Source organism: Pradoshia eiseniae, assembly GCF_002946355.1.
Lineage (GTDB): Bacteria > Bacillota > Bacilli > Bacillales > Pradoshiaceae > Pradoshia > Pradoshia eiseniae.
Map to the genome: position 1 here is coordinate 379,773 of NZ_PKOZ01000001.1, position 21,398 is coordinate 401,170.

The following is a 21,398-nucleotide window of genomic DNA, read 5'->3' on the forward strand; positions in this document are numbered from 1 at the left end:
TGTGGCTAAAGGTGGATAAAAAAATAGAGAATAGAAGGCTGATGTGCCTGTAAAATGGTTAAAATGGTAAAAAACAGGTATTTATACCCTTTTAAAAAAGAGGTATTCCGGTGCGATGGTTATCTTTGGCATGATTTTACAAAATGCATATGAGTCTTTAGATTTACTTAAAGGGAAAATATGTATTTTACTCTCTTATATTCCTTATGAAATTTGTATATATAGAGGATTTATAGGAGATTTGAACCTCGAGCAGTGGATGATAGTGTAAGATTATTTGCTATTTAAGTAAATTGATATAATTGAAACTAACATTTTTATGGGGAGTGGAATTATGGAGCTTCGTTTCTATAAGCAACAGGATTTGGCATTAATCGAGCAATACCAATTACGAGAGGAGCAGCTGCGCTATACGGCTATGCCTGGTGAATGTATCGAACTCTCTAAAACAGATGTGCACAGGCTTCCTGTATTGGCGATTGAAGATGAACGATTGGTCACCTTTTTTGTCCTTGATAAAGGAAAGGGACCCAAAGCATACACATCCAATGAGGACACCATTCTTATTCGGGCATTCTCAACTGATTACCGCTATCAAGGATTTGGATATGCAAAGAAGGCTTTAAGTCTGCTGCCCGCATTTGTCTGCTCACATTTCCAGGATACAAAGGAAATCATTCTCGCTGTAAACGTGAAAAATACCATTGCCCAAGGCTTGTATAAAAAATGTGGGTACATGGATCACGGGGAACGAAGAATGGGGAAGAAAGGTGAGCTGATTATTATGAGTTATCCCTTGTCCGTTTCATGATAGGAATGAACAGAGATTTGGAAGGCTTTCATAGGCAATTAAGCCCGATTTGTTCAGAAAAGTATAATAACTCATTGAAATCATATATGATTTCATATATGATTGGTTTATGGAAAGGAATGTAAAATAGATGAGCAAAAAAGAATTTGTGTATAAGCATTTACGAACAAGCATTTTGGATGGTACCTTTGGCTCTGGACAACGGATTGTCATTGATCAAGTGGCCAAAGAAATGGGGATGAGCATCATTCCTGTCCGAGAAGCCATCAGGCAATTAGAATCAGATGGCCTCATTACATACAAGCCATACAGCGGGGCTGTCGTCACAAGCATTGATGAAAAAGAGTATATCGATACCTTGATGGTGTTAAGTGTACTAGAAGGCTATGCTACGGCACTAAGCTCTGAACATTTAACGAGTATAGATATTAGCCGGTTGATCCAATTAAACCGGGACATGGAAAAAGCAGTCGAAGAATTTGAATTTGAATTATTTGGAGACCTGAATAGAACCTTCCATGCGAGCATCATTCAAAAATGCGGCAATCCAGTTTTGATAGAAAAAATTGAGGAAACACAGGATCGCATGGATCGAGTGAGAAAATCGATTTTTTCCATGGTTCCTAAAAGGGCACAGCAATCCATCCAGGAGCATGCTGAGCTGATTCAATGCCTGAAGGAGAAAGCCCCTTCTGAACAAATTGAAGCTATCATCAGAAATCATCGTAAGAATACGGTTGAGGCTTTTCTTAATCGGAAAGACAAGAATGAGCAGCAAATTTTATAGGGTGGTTTTATAGGTGACGTAAATCGTCATCCTTCATCATAAATTATCTGAATATACTGATAAAGGAGAGATTAGATGTTTGAAGATGTAAAGAATAGGCTGAGAGGATCAATAGCTCCAATCATTACACCGTTCGATACTGAAATGGAAGTAGATACCGGCACATTAAAGAGCCTCATAGACTGGCATATTGACAGTGGCTCTCATGGAGTATCCGTGTGCGGTACTACTGGGGAACCGAGCTCTTTATCTATAGAAGAAAGAGAACTGGTGATGGAGACGGCAATCAGGGCAGCCAGAAAAAGAGTTCCAGTAATGCCTGGTACAGGCTCAGCCAATCAGAAGGAGACTTTGCACTTAACAAAGCGGGCCCAGGAAATGGGAGCTGATGCTGCATTAGTAATCGTTCCATATTATAACAAGCCAAACCAGCAAGCATTGTATAACCACTTTAAAACGGTTGCCAATTCGGTCGATATTCCCATCATCGTTTATAATATTCCCGGAAGAACAGGCGTGAACCTTGAAGTGAAGACACTGGCTAGGCTTGCTGAGGATTGTCCAAATATTATTGGAGTAAAAGAATCCAATAAAGATTTTGAGCATGTGAATAGAGTTTTGCTCAATTGCGGGAGAGACTTTCTCCTCTATTCAGGCATTGAGCTCCTTTGCTATCCGATGCTAGCAATTGGGGGAGCGGGCCATATTAGCGCAACGGCCTGTGTGGCTCCGAAAGAAGTTGCTGACCTGTATAATTATTGGAAAGCTGGGGAAGTAGACAAGGCACTGGATTTGCATTATAAGCTTATGCCCCTTAATGATGTTTTATTTAAGGAAACCAACCCTGGGCCATTGAAGGCGGCTATGGGCATGATTGGCAAGATTCATCCTGCAATGAGGCCGCCGATGGAAATGCCATCTGGCAAACTTTATGATGAGATTAAAGAAACGCTGAAAACCTACGGATATCTGGAAAGTATTAATCAATGATCTTATTTGGACAGGAGGAGTTTGATGGATGTCAGCGCAGTTCCTAATATAAAGCAGTATATTAATGGCGAATTTTTGGAAGCGGATTCAAACGAGATGTTCAGTAATATAAGCCCCTTTACAAATAAGGAAATTAATCAGGTTGCTAAGGGGAGCGAAGTGGATATCGACATAGCGGTAGCGGCTGCAAGAGATGCCTTCAAGCATGGACCATGGAGAGAAATGCCTGTGAAGGAACGGTTGAACTATATCAAAAAAATAGCCGATCTGATTGAAGAGGAAGCAGAGGAAATCTCTTACCTCGAGTCATTGGATACAGGTTTGCCAATCAGCCAAACCAAAAAACAGGCTGCGCGTGCGGCTGAGAATTTTCGTTTTTATGCTGAGATGGTCAATAGCCGGCTCGTCGGTGAAGCCTATCAGGTCGATGAGGCATTTATCAATTATACCATCCACAAGCCGGTAGGGGTCGCGGGTTTAATCACTCCATGGAATGCCCCCTTTATGCTTGAAACTTGGAAGGTAGCACCGGCTCTGGCCACTGGGAACACAGTCGTGCTGAAACCGGCAGAATGGTCCCCGCTGACAGCCAATAAATTAGCTGAGATCATTGATAAGGCAGGTCTGCCGAAGGGGGTCTTTAATATTGTTCATGGATTCGGCGAAACGGCAGGGGCCGCTTTAGTCGCTCATCCGGATGTTCAATTGATTTCTTTCACAGGTGAAACGAAAACAGGCTCGGAAATCATTCGTAATGGAGCCTCGACATTAAAACGCGTCTCAATGGAGCTGGGAGGGAAGTCACCGGCAATTATCTTTGATGATGCGGATTTAGAGAAGGCGCTTGATGCAGTCGTGTGGGGGATTTTCTCTTTTAATGGAGAACGATGTACGGCGAATTCCCGTCTCTTTGTCCAGGAGGGCATTCATGATGAATTCGTCCGCCTACTTAAAGAACGAGTGGATAACATCATCATTGGCGACCCAATGAATCCAAACAGTGAAATTGGACCGCTCATCCATAAGGAGCATTTCGAGAATGTAAGCCGCTATATCCAATTGGCTAGGGAGGAGGGAGCTGAGGTCATATCCGGTAAAATTCCGGAAGAATTAAAAGAAGGAAATTATGTTGCCCCGACATTGCTCTTAAATTGCCGAAATGATATGACCGTCGCTCAGGAAGAGATTTTTGGACCGGTGATGGCCGTCATCCCCTTTAAGTCAGAGGAACAGGTACTTGAGATGGCGAATGATTCGAAGTATGGGCTAGCGGCCTATATTTGGACGACAGATATAAAAAGGGGACACCGGCTCGCACAAAAGGTGGACAGCGGCATGGTATGGCTTAATTCACAAAATGTGCGCGATTTAAGGATTCCTTTTGGAGGGTCTAAAAACAGCGGCGTCGGACGTGAAGGCGGACATTATAGCTTTGAGTTTTATACAGAAACACAAGTTGTACATGTCTCGATTGGTGAACAAAGCATTCCGAAATTTGGCGTAAAAAAGAAGCAGCAAATAACCGCGTCTGAAATTCGGTAACGATGACCGAAGGAAGGGGATGAATTTATGGACTTTAACATTATTCGTATAGCAAGAACGGTATTGAATGTTACTGATTTGGAGCGGTCGCGGGAATTTTATATTGATGCCTTAGGGTTTATTGAAACAGAAAGCTCTGATACACGCATTTATTTGCGCGGACTGGAGGAAATCCATCATCACAGCCTGGTGCTTCAGAAGGCTGATACACCAAGTGTGGAAGTCATTAGCTATAAAGTGTCAAGTGATGAGGATTTGGATGAGTTGGAGAACCTATGTTCATCTAACGGCATCAAGATGAAAAGAATGGAAAAAGGAAGTCAGCATGCAATTGGAAGAGCCTTGCGAATTCAGGATATATCGGGATTGCCAGTAGAGTTCTTTCATGAAATGCCTCAGGTGGAGCGACTGTTGCAGAGATATGATCTTTATAGAGGATCAAGAGTGCAGCGAATCGACCATGTGAACTGTGCTGTTCCAGATGTGCAGGCTGCGCATGACTTCTATTGTCATGAACTTGGTTTCTCCTGTTCAGAGGATACCCTTGATGAAGATGGGAAGCTTTGGGCCAGCTGGCTGCATCGCAAACATAGCGTGCATGACCAGGCCTTCATGAATGGAGTTGGCCCAAGACTTCACCATATTGGTTTCTGGCTTCCAGACCCGCTTGCTCTCATCCATACTTGTGATGTATTGGCTTCATTAGGACATGCTGATTCGATTGAAAGAGGACCGGGCAGACACGGCTTGTCAAATGCCTTTTTCCTTTATTTAAGGGATCCAGATGGTCATCGAATTGAGCTGTATAACGGTGATTACCTCACTTGCGACCCGGATGTCGGACCATTGCACTGGAATTTGGATGATCCAAGGAGACAGACATTTTGGGGTGCGAAAGCGCCAGACTGCTGGTTTGATGAAGCTTCAAATGTATTGGATATCCATACTGGAGAAGTTTACAAGTCTCGGGAACCACTGTTGAAGAAGAAAAAACCTGAATTTATCATATAACTGTATCTTCGCTGAAAAGAGGGATAGAAGAATGGATGATCGTTTATTCCGATCTGCAATGGGAAAGTTCGCTACAGGAGTGACCGTTCTGACTACGAAGGTGGACGGTATCGTCCATGGGATGACAGCAAATGCTTTTATGTCGGTTTCACTAAACCCTAAGCTAGTTATGGTGTCTGTCGGTGATAAGGCGAGAATGCTTGAAAAGATTCAGCAGTCACAAAGCTTTGTCATCAATATTCTTTCCGAAGAGCAGGAGGCAATCTCTCGGCTCTTTGCAGGTCAGACAGGTGAAAAAAGAGAGATGGAATTTAACTGGGTTGATGATCGGCCATTAATCAAGGGGGCTATTGCAAGTATTATTTGTGATGTCTATAGCGCGCAAGTGGCAGGTGATCATACTGTATTTATCGGTGAGGTGAAAGAGCTGCTCCTTAATGAAGGGAAGCCGCTTGTTTTCTTCGGCGGGAAATATGGCAAATATCAAGAGGATATGCAAGACTAGCACTTTTTAACTGCCAGAATACATGTTTCATCTAATAAAAGAAAGAAATTAAAGGCGTGTCCGATTATGGATACGCCTTTTGCCGTGAGAAGCCTCTCACTTAAACCGTTTATGAATATTATTCTTTTTATAGGTACCCGATTCACTGAATTCGCTGAGTTCGAGTGACAGGGCAAGATTCCTTGAATTGAATAATTCATGCATATGCTCCTGTAAGGCTTGAAACAGCTGATCACATGTTTCTTTCTTTACTGTATCTGTCCGTCCTGCTCCTATTTTTAGAGTCATATGGACGAATGCATCATCTTCAGAGCCATCTGCAATCCAGTAATCCATTACTTTGACGGCTCTTACACGTATTCCTCCGATAGGATACACATCCGGGAAGGAGGATAGGACTTCCCCGGATTTCTTCAGCAGCTCTTTTATTTGAATATGAGGAGATAAATTATCTGTGTACTCTATAATGAGATGGGGCATTGAACATAACCTCCTATCATTGATTTGAGATAAGGGGTGTATCTATGCTTACAATGGTATTATGCAAGCGGCCAATCCCTTCGATTTCCGTAATAACTTCGTCTCCTATAGCGGTATTTTCTACTCCCTCAGGTGTACCTGTCAGGATAATATCGCCTGGGTTTAAGGTCATGAAACTGCTTAAATACTCAATAAGATAGTAGGGGGAGAAAATCATATCTCTCGTGTTTCCATTTTGTTTTAGTTCTCCATTAATATAGGTTCGTATTGTAAGATTTAAAGGATCATCGATATCGGATGCATCCACAAGCCATGGACCTATGGGGGTGCATGTATCCCTGTTTTTAACACGCAAATTCGGCCGATAATAGTTTTCTAGATAGTCACGTATCGCATAATCATTAGCAACGGTATAGCCAGCAATGTGTTCCTTCGCTTGATCGCGGCTTACATGACGGGCAGTCTTTCCGATGACGACTGCTAACTCACATTCATAATGCATGTATTTGGCAGAAATGGGCCGTTTTGTTTCACCTCTATGACCAATGAAGGTATTCGGACCTTTCAAAAAAATGAGGGGGTCCTTAGGCGGGGTGAAATCGAGCTCTTTCACATGGTCAGCATAATTGAGGCCAAGAGCAAAAACGGTACTGCCAGGATTCACTGGAGGGAGCCATACAACCTCTTCCTCATCAAGCATACGTCCGTCTGGCAATAATAATTTTCCCTCTCTTTCAGAGACGATATGAACTGCCCCCTTATAGGCAATACGAGCGTGCTTCATCTATTCCCCTCCCGTTCTATACGATTGAATGAAAGAACCTGGTTCTCCAAGCTGCCGATTTGCTCAATCTCTATTCTGACTGTATCTCCCTCATGGACTAATGGCATGTTATTAGGCGTACCAATCATTAGCACATCCCCAGGATAAAGGGTCATAAATTCGGTTACTTCCTTTAACAAAACAGGGATAGGGCGTATGAGTTCATTGGTGTTAGCGGTCTGAATAAGCTGTTCATTCACATAGACTTTTATTTCCAGGTTGTGAGGATCCTGTACTAGATTTGCTTTCCTGACTACAGGACCTATTGGGCAAAAGCCATCCCTTGCATTGAATCGAATGGGCGGGCGATACAGACTGTCATGTTGAAGACTGACATCATTTAAAATGGTATAACCTTGAATGTATTGCATGGCATGGTCTTCTGATACGGTTACGGCTGTTTTGCCGATGACTATACCGAGTGCAGGACCAATTTGGATTTGATTTATCCCGTTTGGAAGTTTGATAGTCCCTTGATGATGGTTGTATGTATTCCTTGGTTTGATGTATAGGATTGGAGCTTCTGGAGGTTTTTGATAGGGCTGATTTTTCATATGAGGTTCTAGTTCGCTGTATGAAGATTTGTAATTCAATAAGGTTCCATATACGGTTCCATTTATGGGGATGTCTTTCATGCTGTTTTGGCTGGTCCCTGAGAGGAGCTGGGCACAATTTGAGAATCCGGTTAATGTAGAATCAATCAAGCTATCGCCTTCCTTTCATATAACATAATCATATATGGAATCATATATGATTTTACGAATTTATTCAAATGTTTAAAGCCGGGTAACTTTGTTAGAGGGAATGTATGCTAGACATAAAACGTTCAGCCTGCTTGGATAAACGACGGCTCTTAAGCCAAATGATCGCAGATTCAGATTTAATGTGTAACCCTTCTATCTCTTTTATCGTTAGCCACTCTGAATAGAAGGGTGGAATTGAGGATAGTGGGAGCAAGGCAGCTCCAACACCTGATTTTACAAGAGTAAGAAGCATAGAAGTATCAGGACAATGGCAGATTACATTTAGTTCAAGACCATGTTCTTGGCAAGTATCCATGACCAGTTCGTATAATCCGATTCCTCTGACTCTATGAAGCAGCATGATTGGTAGTTCAGCCAGGTCTTGCAGGTGAATCTTATCAGAGAGCGTAGAGTCCTTTGGCAGTACGCAGACGAATCGATCAGCAGGTAAAGGCAATGAATGAAAATCATGTAGATCAAGCGGGAGCCGAACGATGCCAATTTCGATATCTCTGTTGCGCAAATATTCGGCAATCCGGTATGAGTCGCCTTCGTAAAGCTGGAATATGATATCCGGGTAGTCATCTCTGAATTTTTTGATTCTTGATGGCAAATAAGAGAAGCTGGATTTAACACTGCCAATGGATAAGGTTCCCTTCAATCCTTCGCCGACTTGCTGTACATCGTGCATGGTTTCCTCTACCCATCTGAACAATTCATTTGTCCGCTCGTACAAAAGTTTCCCGGCCTCTGTTAATTCCATTACTTTGCCATTTCGTTCGAACAAGCTCTGACCGAATTCCTCCTCAAGGGTCTTTAATTGGTAACTAAGGGGAGGCTGGGCCATATGCAGCCTTTTGGCTGCCCTGGTAATTTGCCCTTCCTCTGCGATTGCAGCAAAATATCGAAGCTGCCGAATATCCATCAGTTAACCTCCAGTCCATTGAATATACTTTTTTTAGATGAAAAAGGCCTCTTTTTTTGTATTTTTCCTATAGATTACCACATGATACGATGTTTGCAAGATAAAATGTAAGCGCTTAACTAAAGGAGGAGGAAATCAAATTGGGTGCAAAAACAGGGAAAGAGTACATAGACAGAGTCGATCAGGCAAAAGCGAATGTCTGGATTAATGGAAAGCAAGTGACGGGGAAGATTTCTGAACATAATGCGTTTAAAGGAGTCATGCAATCTCAGGCTGAGTTATATGACCTTCAGCATATTCGTGAGAAACGAGAATACATGACTTACACTTCCCCGTCATCTGGAGAAAGAGTCGGGACCTCCTTCATTCAGCCAAGGACGAAGGATGACTTGGTTATCAGGCGGAAAATGATGCAGGAATGGGCGGTCTATACAGGAGGCATGATGGGCCGCTCCCCTGATTACATCAATGTCGGTATAATGGCTTACGGAGCGGCGGCAGATATGTTTGGCATGCAGGAGGCACAGTATAAAGAAAATATGATCCGCTATTACGAGTATTGCAGGGAGAATGACCTTTCGCTTACTCACACCCTTATTCAGCCGCAAGTCAACAGGGGTGTAAGTGCATCCAAGCTGAATGATCCCTATATTGCCGCAAGGATTAAAGAGAAGACAGATGATGGGGTTGTCATCAAAGGGGCCAGGCTTTTGGCAACACAGGGAGGCATAACAGATGAGATTATGGTATTCCCTTCAACCTTGCTAAAACAAGGTGAAGAAGAGAATCCGTATGCTTATGCATTTTCTATACCTAACAACACACCAGGCTTGAAGTTTATCTGCAGGGAGTCATTCGATTACGGCAAATCCTCATTTGACCATCCGCTTGGCTCAAGGTTTGAGGAGATGGATACGATTGTTGTCTTTGACGATGTTGTAGTGCCATGGGATCGGGTCTTTGCCTTAGGAGATGTGAACATCTGCAATCAGGCCTATAACGAGAGCAATGCCGTTGTTCATATGACACATCAGGTCGTCTCAAAGAATATTGCCAAGACTGAATTCGTGCTGGGGATTCTTGAGCTGATGGCTGAAACCATCAATATCAGCCAATATCAGCATATTCAAGAGAAAATCTCCGAGGTCATTATTGCCCTGGAGACCTTGAAGGCATATGTGGCGGCTTCTGAGGCTAATGCGAAATTGGATAAATGGGGAATCATGACGCCGGATTTTGCCCCATTGAATGCGGCTAGGAATTACTTCCCGAAAATCTATCCGCGTTTCACGGAAATTATGCAGCTCATGGGGGCAAGCGGTTTGATGGCCATTCCAAGCGAAGAGGATTTCCAATCAGAGCTGCGTCCGGATTTGGATAAATATCTTCAGTCTGCAAATGGAGATGCGTTTAACCGCGTAAAATTATATCGGTTAGCATGGGATGTTTGCATGAGCGCATTTGGTTCACGGCAAACTTTATATGAGCGTTTCTTCTTTGGGGATCCCGTTCGCATGGCCAGTGCCTTATATAGCGGCTATGATAAGCAGAAATATGTGGACCGTGTGAAAGAGTTTCTAGAGCGCTCGGAAGAATTACAGAAAACAAGATAACTTAATGCCCCATTCACCATATCGGTCATTTTGACTATTTCATGGAGAATGGGAGGACAGAGAGTATAGCCAGTATGACAGCCCAGTCTATTAAAAGGATATTCCAAAACAGATAACTCCAGTGCAGCGAAAAGTGAATGGATAGAAAAGAGGATTAGGCAGGAAGTCTTATAGCGTGATGCTTGACTCTTGTACTGGACTTCATTGCAATAAGGGCATTGCATGATTCTTTTAAATGATCATGCGTTTATGAGCGTTTGAGACTAGCTCCAGGATTCTCTGCATTTCTGACAGTTTAGCATGTGATCCTCATCATTACATTTTTTAGAGGTAAATTGGTATACTTCCATGTGGATTAATAGGTTTCACCAGTGAGCTCCCGTGCTTTGCATGGGGCTTTTTTTGCTTATGCTTCTCAGGATAAATGTTACGCTTTGGCCCACACTATCATTAATACACGTATAGAAGGAGCTTGGTGACAAATGGCGAAGATATGGGAAATATACAAGGTGGACTGGATTCGCATTTTTCACTCTAAAGCAGCAGTGGTGCTTATTATCGCCCTGATGGTTCTTCCTTCTCTTTATGCCTGGTTTAATATAAAGGCTCTATGGGATCCATATGGAAATACTTCTGGCCTTCATGTGGCTGTGGCCAATGATGATACAGGCTTTACGTTTAGGGGAGAATCGGTTAATATCGGCAATCAGGTTGTTGAAACTCTTAAGAAGGACAAAAAGCTAGGCTGGGTCTTTGTAGATCATGCGACGGCTGAAAAAGAGGTTAGGCAAGGGAAGTATTATGCGAGCATCTATATTCCTCGGAATTTCTCAAAAAATATGGCCAGCATCCTAACGGGTGATTTGGTCAAGCCGGAAATCATATACACGGTAAATGATAAGATCAATGCGATTGCCCCCAAAATCACCTCTAAAGGGGCCAGCACCATCGCGAGCAGTGTGAGCAGCCAGTTTATTGAGACGGTGTCCCAAGAACTGCTGTCGGCTTTTAAGGAAACGGGGGTTGAGCTGGAGAAAGAACTGCCGACCATCCGCGGTATGGAAAATAAGCTCTATGATATTCAAGCAGCTATCCCGAAGATGAATGAATTTGGCAGCCAAATCATCAGCTTGAATAAGAGCATGCCTGCTATCCAGGAGAAGGTCAAAAAGGTGACAGGCTATACAGAATACATCCCTGCCATTGATGAACTGGGAGCGAATGTCTTAAAGGTGAGGGATGCCCTTCCGGAAATAGAGAACGCAGGAGAGAAAATAGCGGTATTGGAGGACCGATTGCCAGATATTCAGCAAGCTGCCAATTCGGTCAATTCCCTTACAAATGATTTTGACTCCATTCATCAAAGCTTAAATGCGGCTATCAGTGAAGCCAAAAAGGCAAGTGAGGTCATTAATCAGGTTCAGAAAATTCTTCCGGAAGTAGAAGAGCTAATGGAAGCGGGTTCTGGCTATACATCTGTCGTCAAGGAATTCGCTAATCAATTATCTGCCTCTTTTGATGTAATTGAACAAATGATTCAGAGGAACGTGCAAATTGCTCATACATCGGCTAAAACAATCACGTCAAGCTTGTCGGTGAGCGGGGCGGATACCGATGCTATCAGAAGCCAGCTGATAAGCTTATCGACCATGCTTGGAACACAGGCCCAACTGGTTGAAGGTATCAAAAGTACAAACGGAAATTTAAGCGAGTTTGCACAAAAGTTAACAAAAGCCCAGAATCTTGCACAATCTGCCATCCAATCTCTTGATAATGGGGATGTGACAACAGCCCAAACGCAGGCTAGCCAGATTCAAGCGTTAACGGAGGACTTGCTTAGTGGCTATGAGGATACGTTTAAGCCGGCCATTGAACAAGGATTGACCAGTTTAAGCAGCGACATCGATAAAACGGATCAAGTTCTGCAAACCTTGAATGAGCAGCTGCCGGCCATAAAATCTATTTTGGTGAATGCAGGAGAAATAACGAATAGCACGATTACGACTCTTGAAAAATATGAAGCCGCTTTTCCTGAGATTGGCTCATCAATCGAAAAGGCATCTGAGGCGATTCAGTCCAATATGGATACATTTATTAATGGAGTGACCTTGGCAAATGACTTCTTTGAAACAAAATATCCGCAAGCCAAGGAGTCTATCGAGCAAGGCAGTGCGTTTATTGAGAATGAATGGCCTAAATTATCAAAAGAGCTTGCCTCGTCTGCAGAGCTGATTGACGAAAGGATGCCGGGAATAGAAAAGGCAGTGGGGATTGCCGCAGACCTTGCTGCGAATGATTTGCCGTTGTTCACAGCCAAGATAAATGAAGCAACGGAGAAATTAACGGAGGCAAAGGGAGAAATCAATTTAGAGGAGCTGATTCAATTCCTGCGCCTGGATGTCCAAACCGATAGTGATTTTCTCTCTAACCCCATTCATTTAAAAGAGGTCACTGAATACCCGATTGCCAATTATGGCTCCGCGAGTACCCCGTTTTATACGACCTTAGCCATCTGGGTTGGGGTTGTCCTGCTCGTATCGATGCTTTCCGTTGATGTTCATATGCCTGAAGGAAAATGGACTGCTTTTCAAGTCTATTTTGGGAGAGGGCTGACCTTTTTGACCATTGCCCTTATTCAAACCGTGATTATAGCCCTTGGTGATATCTTTTTACTCAAGGCGGATATTGCGGAACGAGGAAAATTCATTCTATTTTCTCTCCTGATTGCCGTGGTCTTTACGGCTCTTATTTATACATTCGTATCTGTGTTTGGCAATATCGGCAAAGGTTTGGCCATCATCCTGCTAGTTTTGCAGGTGGCAGGATCAGGTTCAAACTTCCCGATTGAAGTTTCATCATCCTTTTTTCAGCATATCTATCCTTTCCTGCCATTTACGTATGCCGTGAAATTATTACGGGAATCAGTCGGCGGAATATACTGGCCAACCGCAATTCAGTGTATCGTGGTTTTATCCGGGATTACGGTTTTGTTCGGATTGTTTGGTACCCTTTTCAAAAAGCCGCTTGCACGAATTGTGAACAAGTTTAATGAAGACGCAAAAAAAAGCAAGATAATCCATTGATAAGTTTGTCAGATCAAACGGTAACTTGGTAAAATGAAATGGGTATGAACCAAAATTATCCACGAAAATAGATAAAGAACGCATGGCCACGCTGTTAATCAAGGGGTGTAGCAAAATGAAACTGAAGGATGTTTTTATTTCGTTATCTGAGAATCAATTCTTGAACCAAGCTGCCCAAAAATATGGATTAAAAATGGGAGCAAGCTCTGTTGTTGCCGGCACGACAATCGAAGAAGCCATCGAAGGCATTCGTGAGCTGAATAGGCGCGGAATATCCTGCACGGTTGACTGTCTTGGGGAATTTGTGAGCGATAAAGCGGAAGCGACTAAAGCGAAAGACCAAATTATCCATGTCATAGAAGCTATTCACGATACTGAGGTCGACGCTCATATCTCGCTAAAGCCATCGCAGTTAGGGCTGGATATCGATTATGCATTCTGTCTTGAGAACTTGAAAGAAATCGCCGAAACCGCCTCCAGGTATGAGATGTTTATTAATATTGATATGGAGAATTATGAACGTTTAGAGCCATCCTTTCGTCTATTGGAGGAATTGACCCAGAACTATCCGAATATAGGCACCGTCATCCAGGCCTACTTCTATCGCGCTCAATCCGATATTGAACGCTTAAAGGACTATCGTCTGCGCATTGTAAAAGGGGCTTATAAAGAAACGAACGATGTTGCCTATCAGGATAAGATGGATATTGATGATAACTTTCTTCGTCTGATTGAATATCATTTGCAAAACGGCAAATTCACTTCCATTGCCACCCATGATCACCAAATCATCGAGCATGTAAAGCGCTTTGTCGAAGCGAACCATATCCCTAAAGACAAATTTGAATTCCAAATGCTTTACGGATTTAGAACAGAGCTGCAATATCAACTCGCTAAGGAAGGATACCAATTCTGCACCTATGTGCCATTCGGAACCGATTGGTACGGCTACTTTATGAGGCGTCTTGCCGAAAGACCGCAAAACATCAGCCTAGTGACTAAGCAAGTGTTTAATAAGAAAACAAACATCATCCTTGGCGTTGCAGCAGGTGCTTTTCTGCTGGGAAGAATAACGAAGAAGAAATAAGTTTGCGATACCTAATATTAAAAAGCAAAGCACAATGCTTTGCTTTTTTTGATGAATGCGCTTTAGCACTTTACCTTTATAGTTGAAATTGGTTTAAAGTGATAAAAAAAGGGGAATTTACACCCATATCTTAGATTCTGAGATACGATTTCAGGTTACTAGGTGCGACTTTCAAAAGAATGAATGTTATTTATGCATGACTAGAGGTTAAGCGCCTTTAATGCTGCCGCTCGGCTAACCTGGGTTAAGGTCTCTTAAACATAATTTATGGAGGTAACATAATGAAAGATGTTTGGGTAAATGCTATTCAAACCGGCTATCGTGATTATGAGGAGGCTGTAAAAGCCAAACAAAAAAGAAAAAGACAATTATTTTATCTAGTCGGTGCATCATCCGCTATAGCAGCACTATATAATTTATTTATTGGTATTATTTAAAATACTGGGTGAGGATTCAGCCCAGTATTTTTTTGGTTCTTTTAACAGGCAACCATACTGTTTCATTAAGATAAGGTCTTGCCAGTTTAATAATAGATGTTTATTGGATACATTTCGTAAATGAAACTTGAATAGTTAAATTGTAAAAAGATAGAAACCTAGGTGTAACATTGTCATTGTATAATTAATATACAAACCACATAGAAGGAACGATGACAATGGAGCTAAGAGAGAAAGAAGCGAAAAAAGAAACTATTACTATTTCCCCAGTTATCAAAGACTATATCCAAAATAAAAGCACATTAGAAGATCTCGAACAATTGAAGCACCTTATCGCAAAACGGTATGCAATTTTAAAAGTACCGGGCTTGGATTAAGATGCGTAGGAGCACTCTAGAGAGTATTCTAGGGTGCTTTTTGTTTTTGCATAGCTATGTAAAAAAATCTGTACCTAATAGCTGTAAGTATAGTTTGTTGCTAACAAATATAAATGGGAAAAATCCTGACATACAATTAAGTTAATTTGATGTGTTATTAAAAAACTCCCTATCACCATCCAGATTCGCTAATTGAATCTAAGGGTGATAGGGAGTCCGTCTTACCTCATAAAAACCTCTGCCCGTTTCTCCAAATACCTCTGCAGGACCGAGACGACTGAGCAAATGCCCCAATAAATCAGCGCAATGAGTATATACATCGTCATATAATCCAGTTCACGTCCGCCGACAATTTTTGCGTGCTGGAATATTTCCGGCACGGTAATCATGGCCGCGAGCGAGGATGCTTTGATTAAGTCAAGCATGACATTAGAGAGAGGCGGGAGGGCAATCCGGACGGCTTGAGGGAGAATAATGCCCCTTAAGGTCTGCCAGTATGTGAGCCCTAGTGAAGTTGATGCTTCCCATTGCCCTCGGTCAACTGCGTTGATGGCCGATCGATTAATCTCAGCGATGTAGGCGGCACTATTTAGGCTGAACCCAATCACGGCTGCCTGCAAGGCCGTGAACTCAATCCCGATAACGGGAAACCCGAAGTAGAGAATGAACAAAATAACGAGAATGGGCACTCCGCGCATAAAGGAAATATAAAGACTTGAAGGCAACCGCAGCAGCCAGTTGGATGAACCTCGCCCTAGGGCAAGGAAGAGCCCAAGCAGAAGGCCGAATGCCATGCTTACGAAAGAGATGAAGAGTGTGTTCCCGAGCCCTTCCAGGACATAAGGGAGAGATTCCATCGCTAAGCTAGGATTGAATAAATATTGCCATTGAATTTGTTCCATATCCGTGCCTACTTGCTTTCTTCGAGTTTGATTTCTTCACTCACGTCAGCGCCATTATAGAATTGCTTCGATAATTTGGTGAGTGTTCCATCTTCCTTCATTTCCTTCAGCACTTCATTGAAGGCTTCGGTCATATCTTTATTTTCCTTCTTGAGAATAATGGATGCGCTGCTCGGATTGTAACGGATGGTTGGATGGACCATAATATCCAGGTCTGAATAGTAGGATACAGCCAATGACTGCGTATAATAGTCATTTAAGATAATATCGGTCCGTCCAGTCGATACATCGCGCAAGTATTGATCATTGGTCGCATTATCATAAATGACTTCCTCGGCTCCATAGGTCCGTGCGACTTCCATATAGGTTGTCGTTGCCTCGCCGGCTGCTTTCTTTCCTTTCAGATCCTCAAGGCTATCTATGCCAGACTGGTCAGACTTACGTACGATGGCTGCTCCGACAGAATGCTTATATGGATCCGTGAACCCGAACTTTTCCTTCCGTTCGTCCGTGACGGTAATGTCATTGATGGCGAAATCAACCTGTCCACTGTTGATGGAAGAAAGCATGCCATCGAAAGCCATTTCGGTAAATTCGATTTCAAGATCCAAACGTTTGGCCAGTTCCTTTGCCACTTCGACATCATATCCGGTGAGTTCATTGGACTCTGAATCATGATAAGAGGCTGGGAAGAGAGTTCCTGATGTCGCCACCTTTAAAACACCTGTTTCCTGAATGTTTGCCCATGCGGTCTTTTCTGTATCATTATTTTCCTTGGATTCATTATTACAGGCAGTGATGACTGATAAAATTGTTAAGACAACTACTAAGCCAATCCATGATTTTACTGTTTTCATATTAATATCACCCCCTGTAATAATATATCATCTCTATCACTAGGTAAAAATAAAATTTTCCTATTTTGTCATAAAAATTGAAATGACGAATATTTTCGTCAAATAAATTAAAATTATCTAAATATTATGTCCTTTTAAAGGAAATATGTTAATATAACAAAATATTAAAGAAAATGATAAAGGATGGATAGGAAGTAAGTTTTTGTCTTTATTTATCAGAATTTTTAAACATCAAAGAATGGGAGACGATGAAAGTGAACAGGAAAGACTACATCATAGACCGTATGTACAAAGCATCAACAGGTATTGCAAATGCCGTATTGGTTACACTTGGAATCGGGCTTTTGTTCGAATCCATCGGAGGATATTTTGATTGGCAGATGTTCTTGACAATCGGAGGGGCGGCTAAGGTGTTGCTCGCTCCCGCTCTGGGTGCCGGAATTGCCTATCAGCTAGGCGGGAATTCCTTGGTTATCTTCAGTGCGATGGCATGTTCCTCAGTCGGAGGAGCTGCCATTCAGAAGACGGCGGAGGGGGCCTTTACCATCGTGACCGGGCAGCCGATATCTGCCGTATTAGCGGCTATTATTGCTACGTATGTTGGTAAGAGAATGGTTGGGAAGACAAGGCTGGATATCATGGCGATTCCGCTTGCTGCGATATTTATCGGAGGAATATCTGGTGTTGGGCTGGCAGCTGTGACTACACCATTGCTAACATGGATCAGCGCTCAAATCACCGCGTCTGTCCAAGGTTCTCCGCTTATTGGTTCGATTGTACTCTCATTAGTCTTTAGCCTGTTATTGATGACACCCGCATCCTCAGCAGCTCTGGCGATTGCGTTGCAGCTTGACCCAGTTTCAAGCGCAGCAGCATTAATCGGATGTACGGTTCAGTTTGTGGCCTTTACGGCGATGTCCTATAAGGATAATGACCTTGGAGGATTCCTGGCCCAATCGATTGTTACGCCAAAAGTTCAGTTTCCGAATCTGATCAAGAATCCGATTTATATCATCCCAGCATTCACTGCCGCAGCCGTTGCGGCGCCGATTGCCACAATGGTATTTGATTTTAAAGTTCCGTATGAGCTTGGGGGAATGGGATTAAGCTCCCTGATTGCCCCAATTAATATATTGGCAAACCAAGGATGGAGTGTGTTCCTCATCTACGTAGCTGTCGGCATGGTTCTTCCTGCTCTTATTGCCATTTCAATCCACCACTTTCTGAGAATGGCCGGCAAGGTACATCCTGGCGATTTAAAGCTTGAAGTACAATAATGGTACCCCTTGGTTTTGGACCTCGCTTAATGGTGATATAGGCATAAAGTTTCACTAATGGAGTGTGATTGAAGATGAAAGGCATCATTGACCGTTTTGAGGGGGATATTACTGTCGTAGGAATTGACGGAGAAACACAGGATTTCCCGAAGAAGATTTTTCCTAAGCATGCGGAATCCGGAGATGTCGCCTGAGATCTCGGGTAGAAAGTAACGGTTTTGAAAGAGGAATCCGAGAAACTGCGAAAAGAAATCGAACAATTAATGGAAGACGTTTGGGAAGACTGAAACGTTTTGAAAAGCCCGGTGCTAAAGAAGCGGCCGGGCTTTCTTTATGAAGAAAATAGGAAGAAAGGAGGTCTTTCTCTCTAATTATTATGGAAAAGATAGGAAAACATAATCTTTTGCAGGATACCCTAATTTACTAGAATGAAAGTGATAGAAAACGCTTCCATTTTGTGCAAGCGTTTGCCTATAATTTATAATTGAGAGGAAGTAAACTATGGTATCGAACAAAAAAAGAATGACGGCTCTGCTGGCAATCATCTGTCTTTTATTTACGGTTTTTCCGCAGATGAGTATAAAGGCGGAAACGGGGAAAACAGAAGTGACCATCCACTATAAGGAAGCTGCCGGCAATCAGAAAGATTGGAATTTATGGGTATGGGCAGACAATCTGGATGGACATGTTCAGCCATTTACGGGTGAAGATGAATTTGGCAAGGTAGCACATTTCACTTTAGATGGCACGTATGAACGAGTCGGCTTTATTGTCCGGAATGATGCTTGGGACAAGGACGGCGGGGACCGCTGGATTGAACAGATTCATGATGGAAAAACGGAGGTGTGGGTAATGTCAGGAGATGATGAGGTATATTATTCAGAACCGAGCAATGAGCCTGCCATAAAGAAGGCCTCTATGGATCATTTTGATGAGATTACAGTGACCACTAATGTTCCAATGGAAACCAAAAATGCTGCCATTGAGCTAAGCGGGGCTGATATTAAAGAGGTGGTTCCGGCAGACGGGGAAAGCTCCGTGACGAATAAATTTAAAATCAAGACGAAAGGAAAATTGGATGTACGCGGCACCTATAAAGTAAAGATTCAAGGATATGGGGAGCAGGCCGTTGAGATAGGAGGCATCGTACGCACAAAAGAGTTTGACCGCCTTTATTATTATGATGGCGATGATTTAGGAAACACCTACTCCCGTTACTCGACAAAATTCCGGCTTTGGGCGCCAACAGCCAAAGAGGCAAAGCTTGTCGTATATGAGCGATGGGATGATCAAACAGGCAAAGAAATACCGATGAAACAAGGAGAGCGGGGCACATGGACAGCTAAGCTTCGCGGAAACCAAGATGGTCTTCTTTACACGTACAAAGTCAAAATCGGCGATAAGTGGAATGAGGCAGTCGACCCATATGTTCGCGCGGCCTCTGTCAATGGTTTAAAGGGCGCTGTCATCAATCTCTCTAAAACCGATCCAAAGGGATGGGCTAAACATAAAAAGCCGAAGCTGAAAAATCCGGAAGACTCCATTATCTATGAGCTGCATGTCCGGGACCTTTCTATTCAGCCAGAGAGCGATATTGAACAAAAAGGAAAGTTCCTAGGTGTGACAGAGACGGGAACAAAGGGACCCAATGGGCTGCCGACAGGGCTTGACCATATTAAGTCCCTCGGAGTTACGCATGTTCAATTCCTGCCAATCTATGATTATAAGACAGTAGATGAAACGAAGCTTGACCAACCCCAATACAATTGGGGCTATGACCCGCAAAACTTTAATGTGCCGGAAGGCTCTTATTCTACCAATCCATATGATCCTGCGGTAAGGATCAAGGAATTGAAACAGATGGTCCAAACCCTTCATGGGGAAGGTCTGCGAGTTGTGATGGATGTTGTTTATAACCATATGTTTGATGCAGTTGAATCAAACTTCCATAAATTAGTTCCGGGCTATTACTATCGCTACAATGAGGATGGGACGTTCGCCAATGGGACGGGTGTCGGGAATGATACCGCATCAGAGCGCAAAATGATGAGGAAATTTATCATCGACTCTTCAGCCTACTGGGCAAGGGAATATAAGCTCGACGGCTTCCGTTTCGATTTAATGGGCATTCATGATGTCGATACGATGAATCTCGTCCGCAAGGAATTGAAGCGGATTGACCCGACCTTTATCGTCCATGGCGAAGGATGGGACTTGAACACACCGCTAGCGGCTGACCGAAAAGCAAACCAGAAAAATGCGGAAAAGATGCCGGGCATTGCCCACTTCAATGATGATATACGTGACGGCCTCAAGGGAAGTGTTTTCATTGACCAGGACAAGGGCTTCATCAATGGAAAGGCAAACATGGAAGACCGTATCAAAAAAGGTATCACAGCGGGGCTTGATTACGACAAGAGCCAGGCTACCTACCGTGATCCTGAACAGGTGCTTACCTATGTCGAGGCCCATGATAATCATACCCTTTGGGATAAGCTTGAATTGACGAACCCAAATGCGAGCTATGAGGAGAAGAAGCAGAGACACAAGCTTGCTTCCTCAATCATCCTGACCTCACAGGGAATCCCATTCCTTCATGCAGGACAGGAATTTATGCGGACGAAATACGGTGACCATAACAGCTATAAATCACCTGATTCTATCAACCAAATGGATTGGAAGCGAAATGCGGAGTTCGCGCATGAAGTGGACTATATGAGAGGACTAATTGAGCTTCGCAAGCAAAATGCTGCCTTCCGTATGACAACGGCAAGCGATATTAAGGAAAACATCCGTTTCATGGATGCACCGGCCAATATGATCGCCTATACGATTGACCAGAGAGGGAAGAGGAAGCAAGAAGCCCAATTCTTCATTGCCCATAACGCTAACAATAGTGCAATTGAATTCACTCTTCCTGACAAGGCTACCTGGAAGGTTCTTGTTGACGGGGAACATGCTTCAGCGAAGCCTCTCTACACAATTAAAGGAAATCAATTGGTTGTACCAGCCCTTAGTACGGTCGTCCTTCAAAGAGAGACCAGCATGAAGAAGCGAAGATAGTGAGATAAGCGAAAGGCACGGGATTTCCGTGCCTTTTTTGCTGTCAAAAAGATTTGTGCTCATTTAGGGGATAAATGCTCTTGGC

Annotated in this window: 20 protein-coding genes; 14 read left to right on the plus strand and 6 right to left on the minus strand. The window is 43.0% G+C overall.

Annotation, left to right across the window (positions count from 1 at the left end; all coding sequences use genetic code 11):
• Positions 1-334 precede the first annotated feature (334 nt).
• The 6 genes from CYL18_RS01870 (at position 335) to CYL18_RS01895 (ending at position 5,646) form a co-directional block, all read left to right on the plus strand.
• Positions 335-811, plus strand: coding sequence for a GNAT family N-acetyltransferase (locus tag CYL18_RS01870; RefSeq protein ID WP_104847762.1), 477 nt, complete (start codon positions 335-337; stop codon positions 809-811).
• Between the two features lie 130 nt (positions 812-941).
• Positions 942-1,598: a GntR family transcriptional regulator gene (locus tag CYL18_RS01875; protein ID WP_104847763.1), complete on the plus strand. Its 657-nt coding sequence runs from the start codon at positions 942-944 to the stop codon at positions 1,596-1,598.
• 75 nt (positions 1,599-1,673) lie between these two features.
• Entirely contained in the window at positions 1,674-2,588 is a 915-nt protein-coding gene (gene hpaI / locus CYL18_RS01880) for a 2,4-dihydroxyhept-2-ene-1,7-dioic acid aldolase (protein WP_104847764.1), read from the plus strand.
• Between the two features lie 24 nt (positions 2,589-2,612).
• The gene (hpaE, locus tag CYL18_RS01885; protein WP_104847765.1) at positions 2,613-4,130 is read left to right on the plus strand and encodes a 5-carboxymethyl-2-hydroxymuconate semialdehyde dehydrogenase; all 1,518 of its coding nucleotides are present in this window, start codon (positions 2,613-2,615) and stop codon (positions 4,128-4,130) included.
• Positions 4,131-4,157: 27 nt separating this feature from the next.
• The gene (gene hpaD / locus CYL18_RS01890; protein WP_104847766.1) at positions 4,158-5,141 is read left to right on the plus strand and encodes a 3,4-dihydroxyphenylacetate 2,3-dioxygenase; all 984 of its coding nucleotides are present in this window, start codon (positions 4,158-4,160) and stop codon (positions 5,139-5,141) included.
• A 31-nt stretch (positions 5,142-5,172) separates the two neighbouring features.
• Positions 5,173-5,646, plus strand: a complete 474-nt coding sequence (locus CYL18_RS01895; RefSeq protein WP_104847767.1) for a flavin reductase family protein — start codon at positions 5,173-5,175, stop codon at positions 5,644-5,646.
• A 96-nt stretch (positions 5,647-5,742) separates the two neighbouring features.
• Here the strand turns inward: CYL18_RS01895 and CYL18_RS01900 are convergent, their stop codons facing one another.
• From CYL18_RS01900 to CYL18_RS01915, 4 genes are all read right to left on the minus strand, one after another.
• On the minus strand, positions 5,743-6,126 hold the full coding sequence (locus CYL18_RS01900) for a 5-carboxymethyl-2-hydroxymuconate Delta-isomerase (protein ID WP_104847768.1): 384 nt from the start codon (positions 6,124-6,126) through the stop codon (positions 5,743-5,745).
• A 16-nt stretch (positions 6,127-6,142) separates the two neighbouring features.
• Complete coding sequence (locus CYL18_RS01905; protein ID WP_104847769.1) at positions 6,143-6,910, minus strand: fumarylacetoacetate hydrolase family protein; 768 nt, start codon at positions 6,908-6,910, stop codon at positions 6,143-6,145.
• The gene (locus CYL18_RS01910) at positions 6,907-7,653 is read right to left on the minus strand and encodes a fumarylacetoacetate hydrolase family protein (protein WP_104847770.1); all 747 of its coding nucleotides are present in this window, start codon (positions 7,651-7,653) and stop codon (positions 6,907-6,909) included. Before CYL18_RS01910 ends, CYL18_RS01905 begins: the two co-directional genes overlap by 4 nt.
• 91 nt (positions 7,654-7,744) lie before the next feature.
• Positions 7,745-8,617 (minus strand): LysR family transcriptional regulator, encoded by an 873-nt coding sequence (locus CYL18_RS01915; protein WP_104847771.1) that lies wholly within the window; start codon positions 8,615-8,617, stop codon positions 7,745-7,747.
• Positions 8,618-8,757: 140 nt separating this feature from the next.
• On the opposite strand from CYL18_RS01915, the gene hpaB reads away from it, so the two are divergent.
• The 5 genes from hpaB (at position 8,758) to CYL18_RS19175 (ending at position 15,214) form a co-directional block, all read left to right on the plus strand.
• Positions 8,758-10,230, plus strand: coding sequence for a 4-hydroxyphenylacetate 3-monooxygenase, oxygenase component (gene hpaB / locus CYL18_RS01920; protein WP_104847772.1), 1,473 nt, complete (start codon positions 8,758-8,760; stop codon positions 10,228-10,230).
• A 482-nt stretch (positions 10,231-10,712) separates the two neighbouring features.
• The gene (locus CYL18_RS01925) at positions 10,713-13,313 is read left to right on the plus strand and encodes a YhgE/Pip domain-containing protein (protein WP_104847773.1); all 2,601 of its coding nucleotides are present in this window, start codon (positions 10,713-10,715) and stop codon (positions 13,311-13,313) included.
• Positions 13,314-13,428: 115 nt separating this feature from the next.
• Complete coding sequence (locus CYL18_RS01930) at positions 13,429-14,400, plus strand: proline dehydrogenase family protein (protein ID WP_104847774.1); 972 nt, start codon at positions 13,429-13,431, stop codon at positions 14,398-14,400.
• Between the two features lie 281 nt (positions 14,401-14,681).
• On the plus strand, positions 14,682-14,837 hold the full coding sequence (locus tag CYL18_RS19170) for a hypothetical protein (protein WP_161497057.1): 156 nt from the start codon (positions 14,682-14,684) through the stop codon (positions 14,835-14,837).
• 212 nt (positions 14,838-15,049) lie between these two features.
• Entirely contained in the window at positions 15,050-15,214 is a 165-nt protein-coding gene (locus CYL18_RS19175) for a hypothetical protein (protein WP_161497058.1), read from the plus strand.
• A gap of 221 nt (positions 15,215-15,435) precedes the next feature.
• Here the strand turns inward: CYL18_RS19175 and CYL18_RS01935 are convergent, their stop codons facing one another.
• Positions 15,436-16,116, minus strand: a complete 681-nt coding sequence (locus tag CYL18_RS01935) for an amino acid ABC transporter permease (RefSeq protein WP_104847775.1) — start codon at positions 16,114-16,116, stop codon at positions 15,436-15,438.
• Positions 16,117-16,124: 8 nt separating this feature from the next.
• Positions 16,125-16,973 (minus strand): transporter substrate-binding domain-containing protein, encoded by an 849-nt coding sequence (locus tag CYL18_RS01940; RefSeq protein ID WP_104847776.1) that lies wholly within the window; start codon positions 16,971-16,973, stop codon positions 16,125-16,127.
• 248 nt (positions 16,974-17,221) lie between these two features.
• On the opposite strand from CYL18_RS01940, the gene CYL18_RS01945 reads away from it, so the two are divergent.
• From CYL18_RS01945 to pulA, 3 genes are all read left to right on the plus strand, one after another.
• Positions 17,222-18,250 (plus strand): PTS transporter subunit IIC, encoded by a 1,029-nt coding sequence (locus CYL18_RS01945; protein WP_104847777.1) that lies wholly within the window; start codon positions 17,222-17,224, stop codon positions 18,248-18,250.
• A 74-nt stretch (positions 18,251-18,324) separates the two neighbouring features.
• Positions 18,325-18,444, plus strand: a complete 120-nt coding sequence (locus CYL18_RS19435) for a DUF3006 domain-containing protein (protein ID WP_236636187.1) — start codon at positions 18,325-18,327, stop codon at positions 18,442-18,444.
• 307 nt (positions 18,445-18,751) lie between these two features.
• A complete protein-coding gene (gene pulA, locus CYL18_RS01955) occupies positions 18,752-21,313 on the plus strand; it encodes a type I pullulanase (RefSeq protein ID WP_104847778.1) in 2,562 nt (853 codons plus the stop codon).
• Positions 21,314-21,398 lie beyond the last annotated feature (85 nt).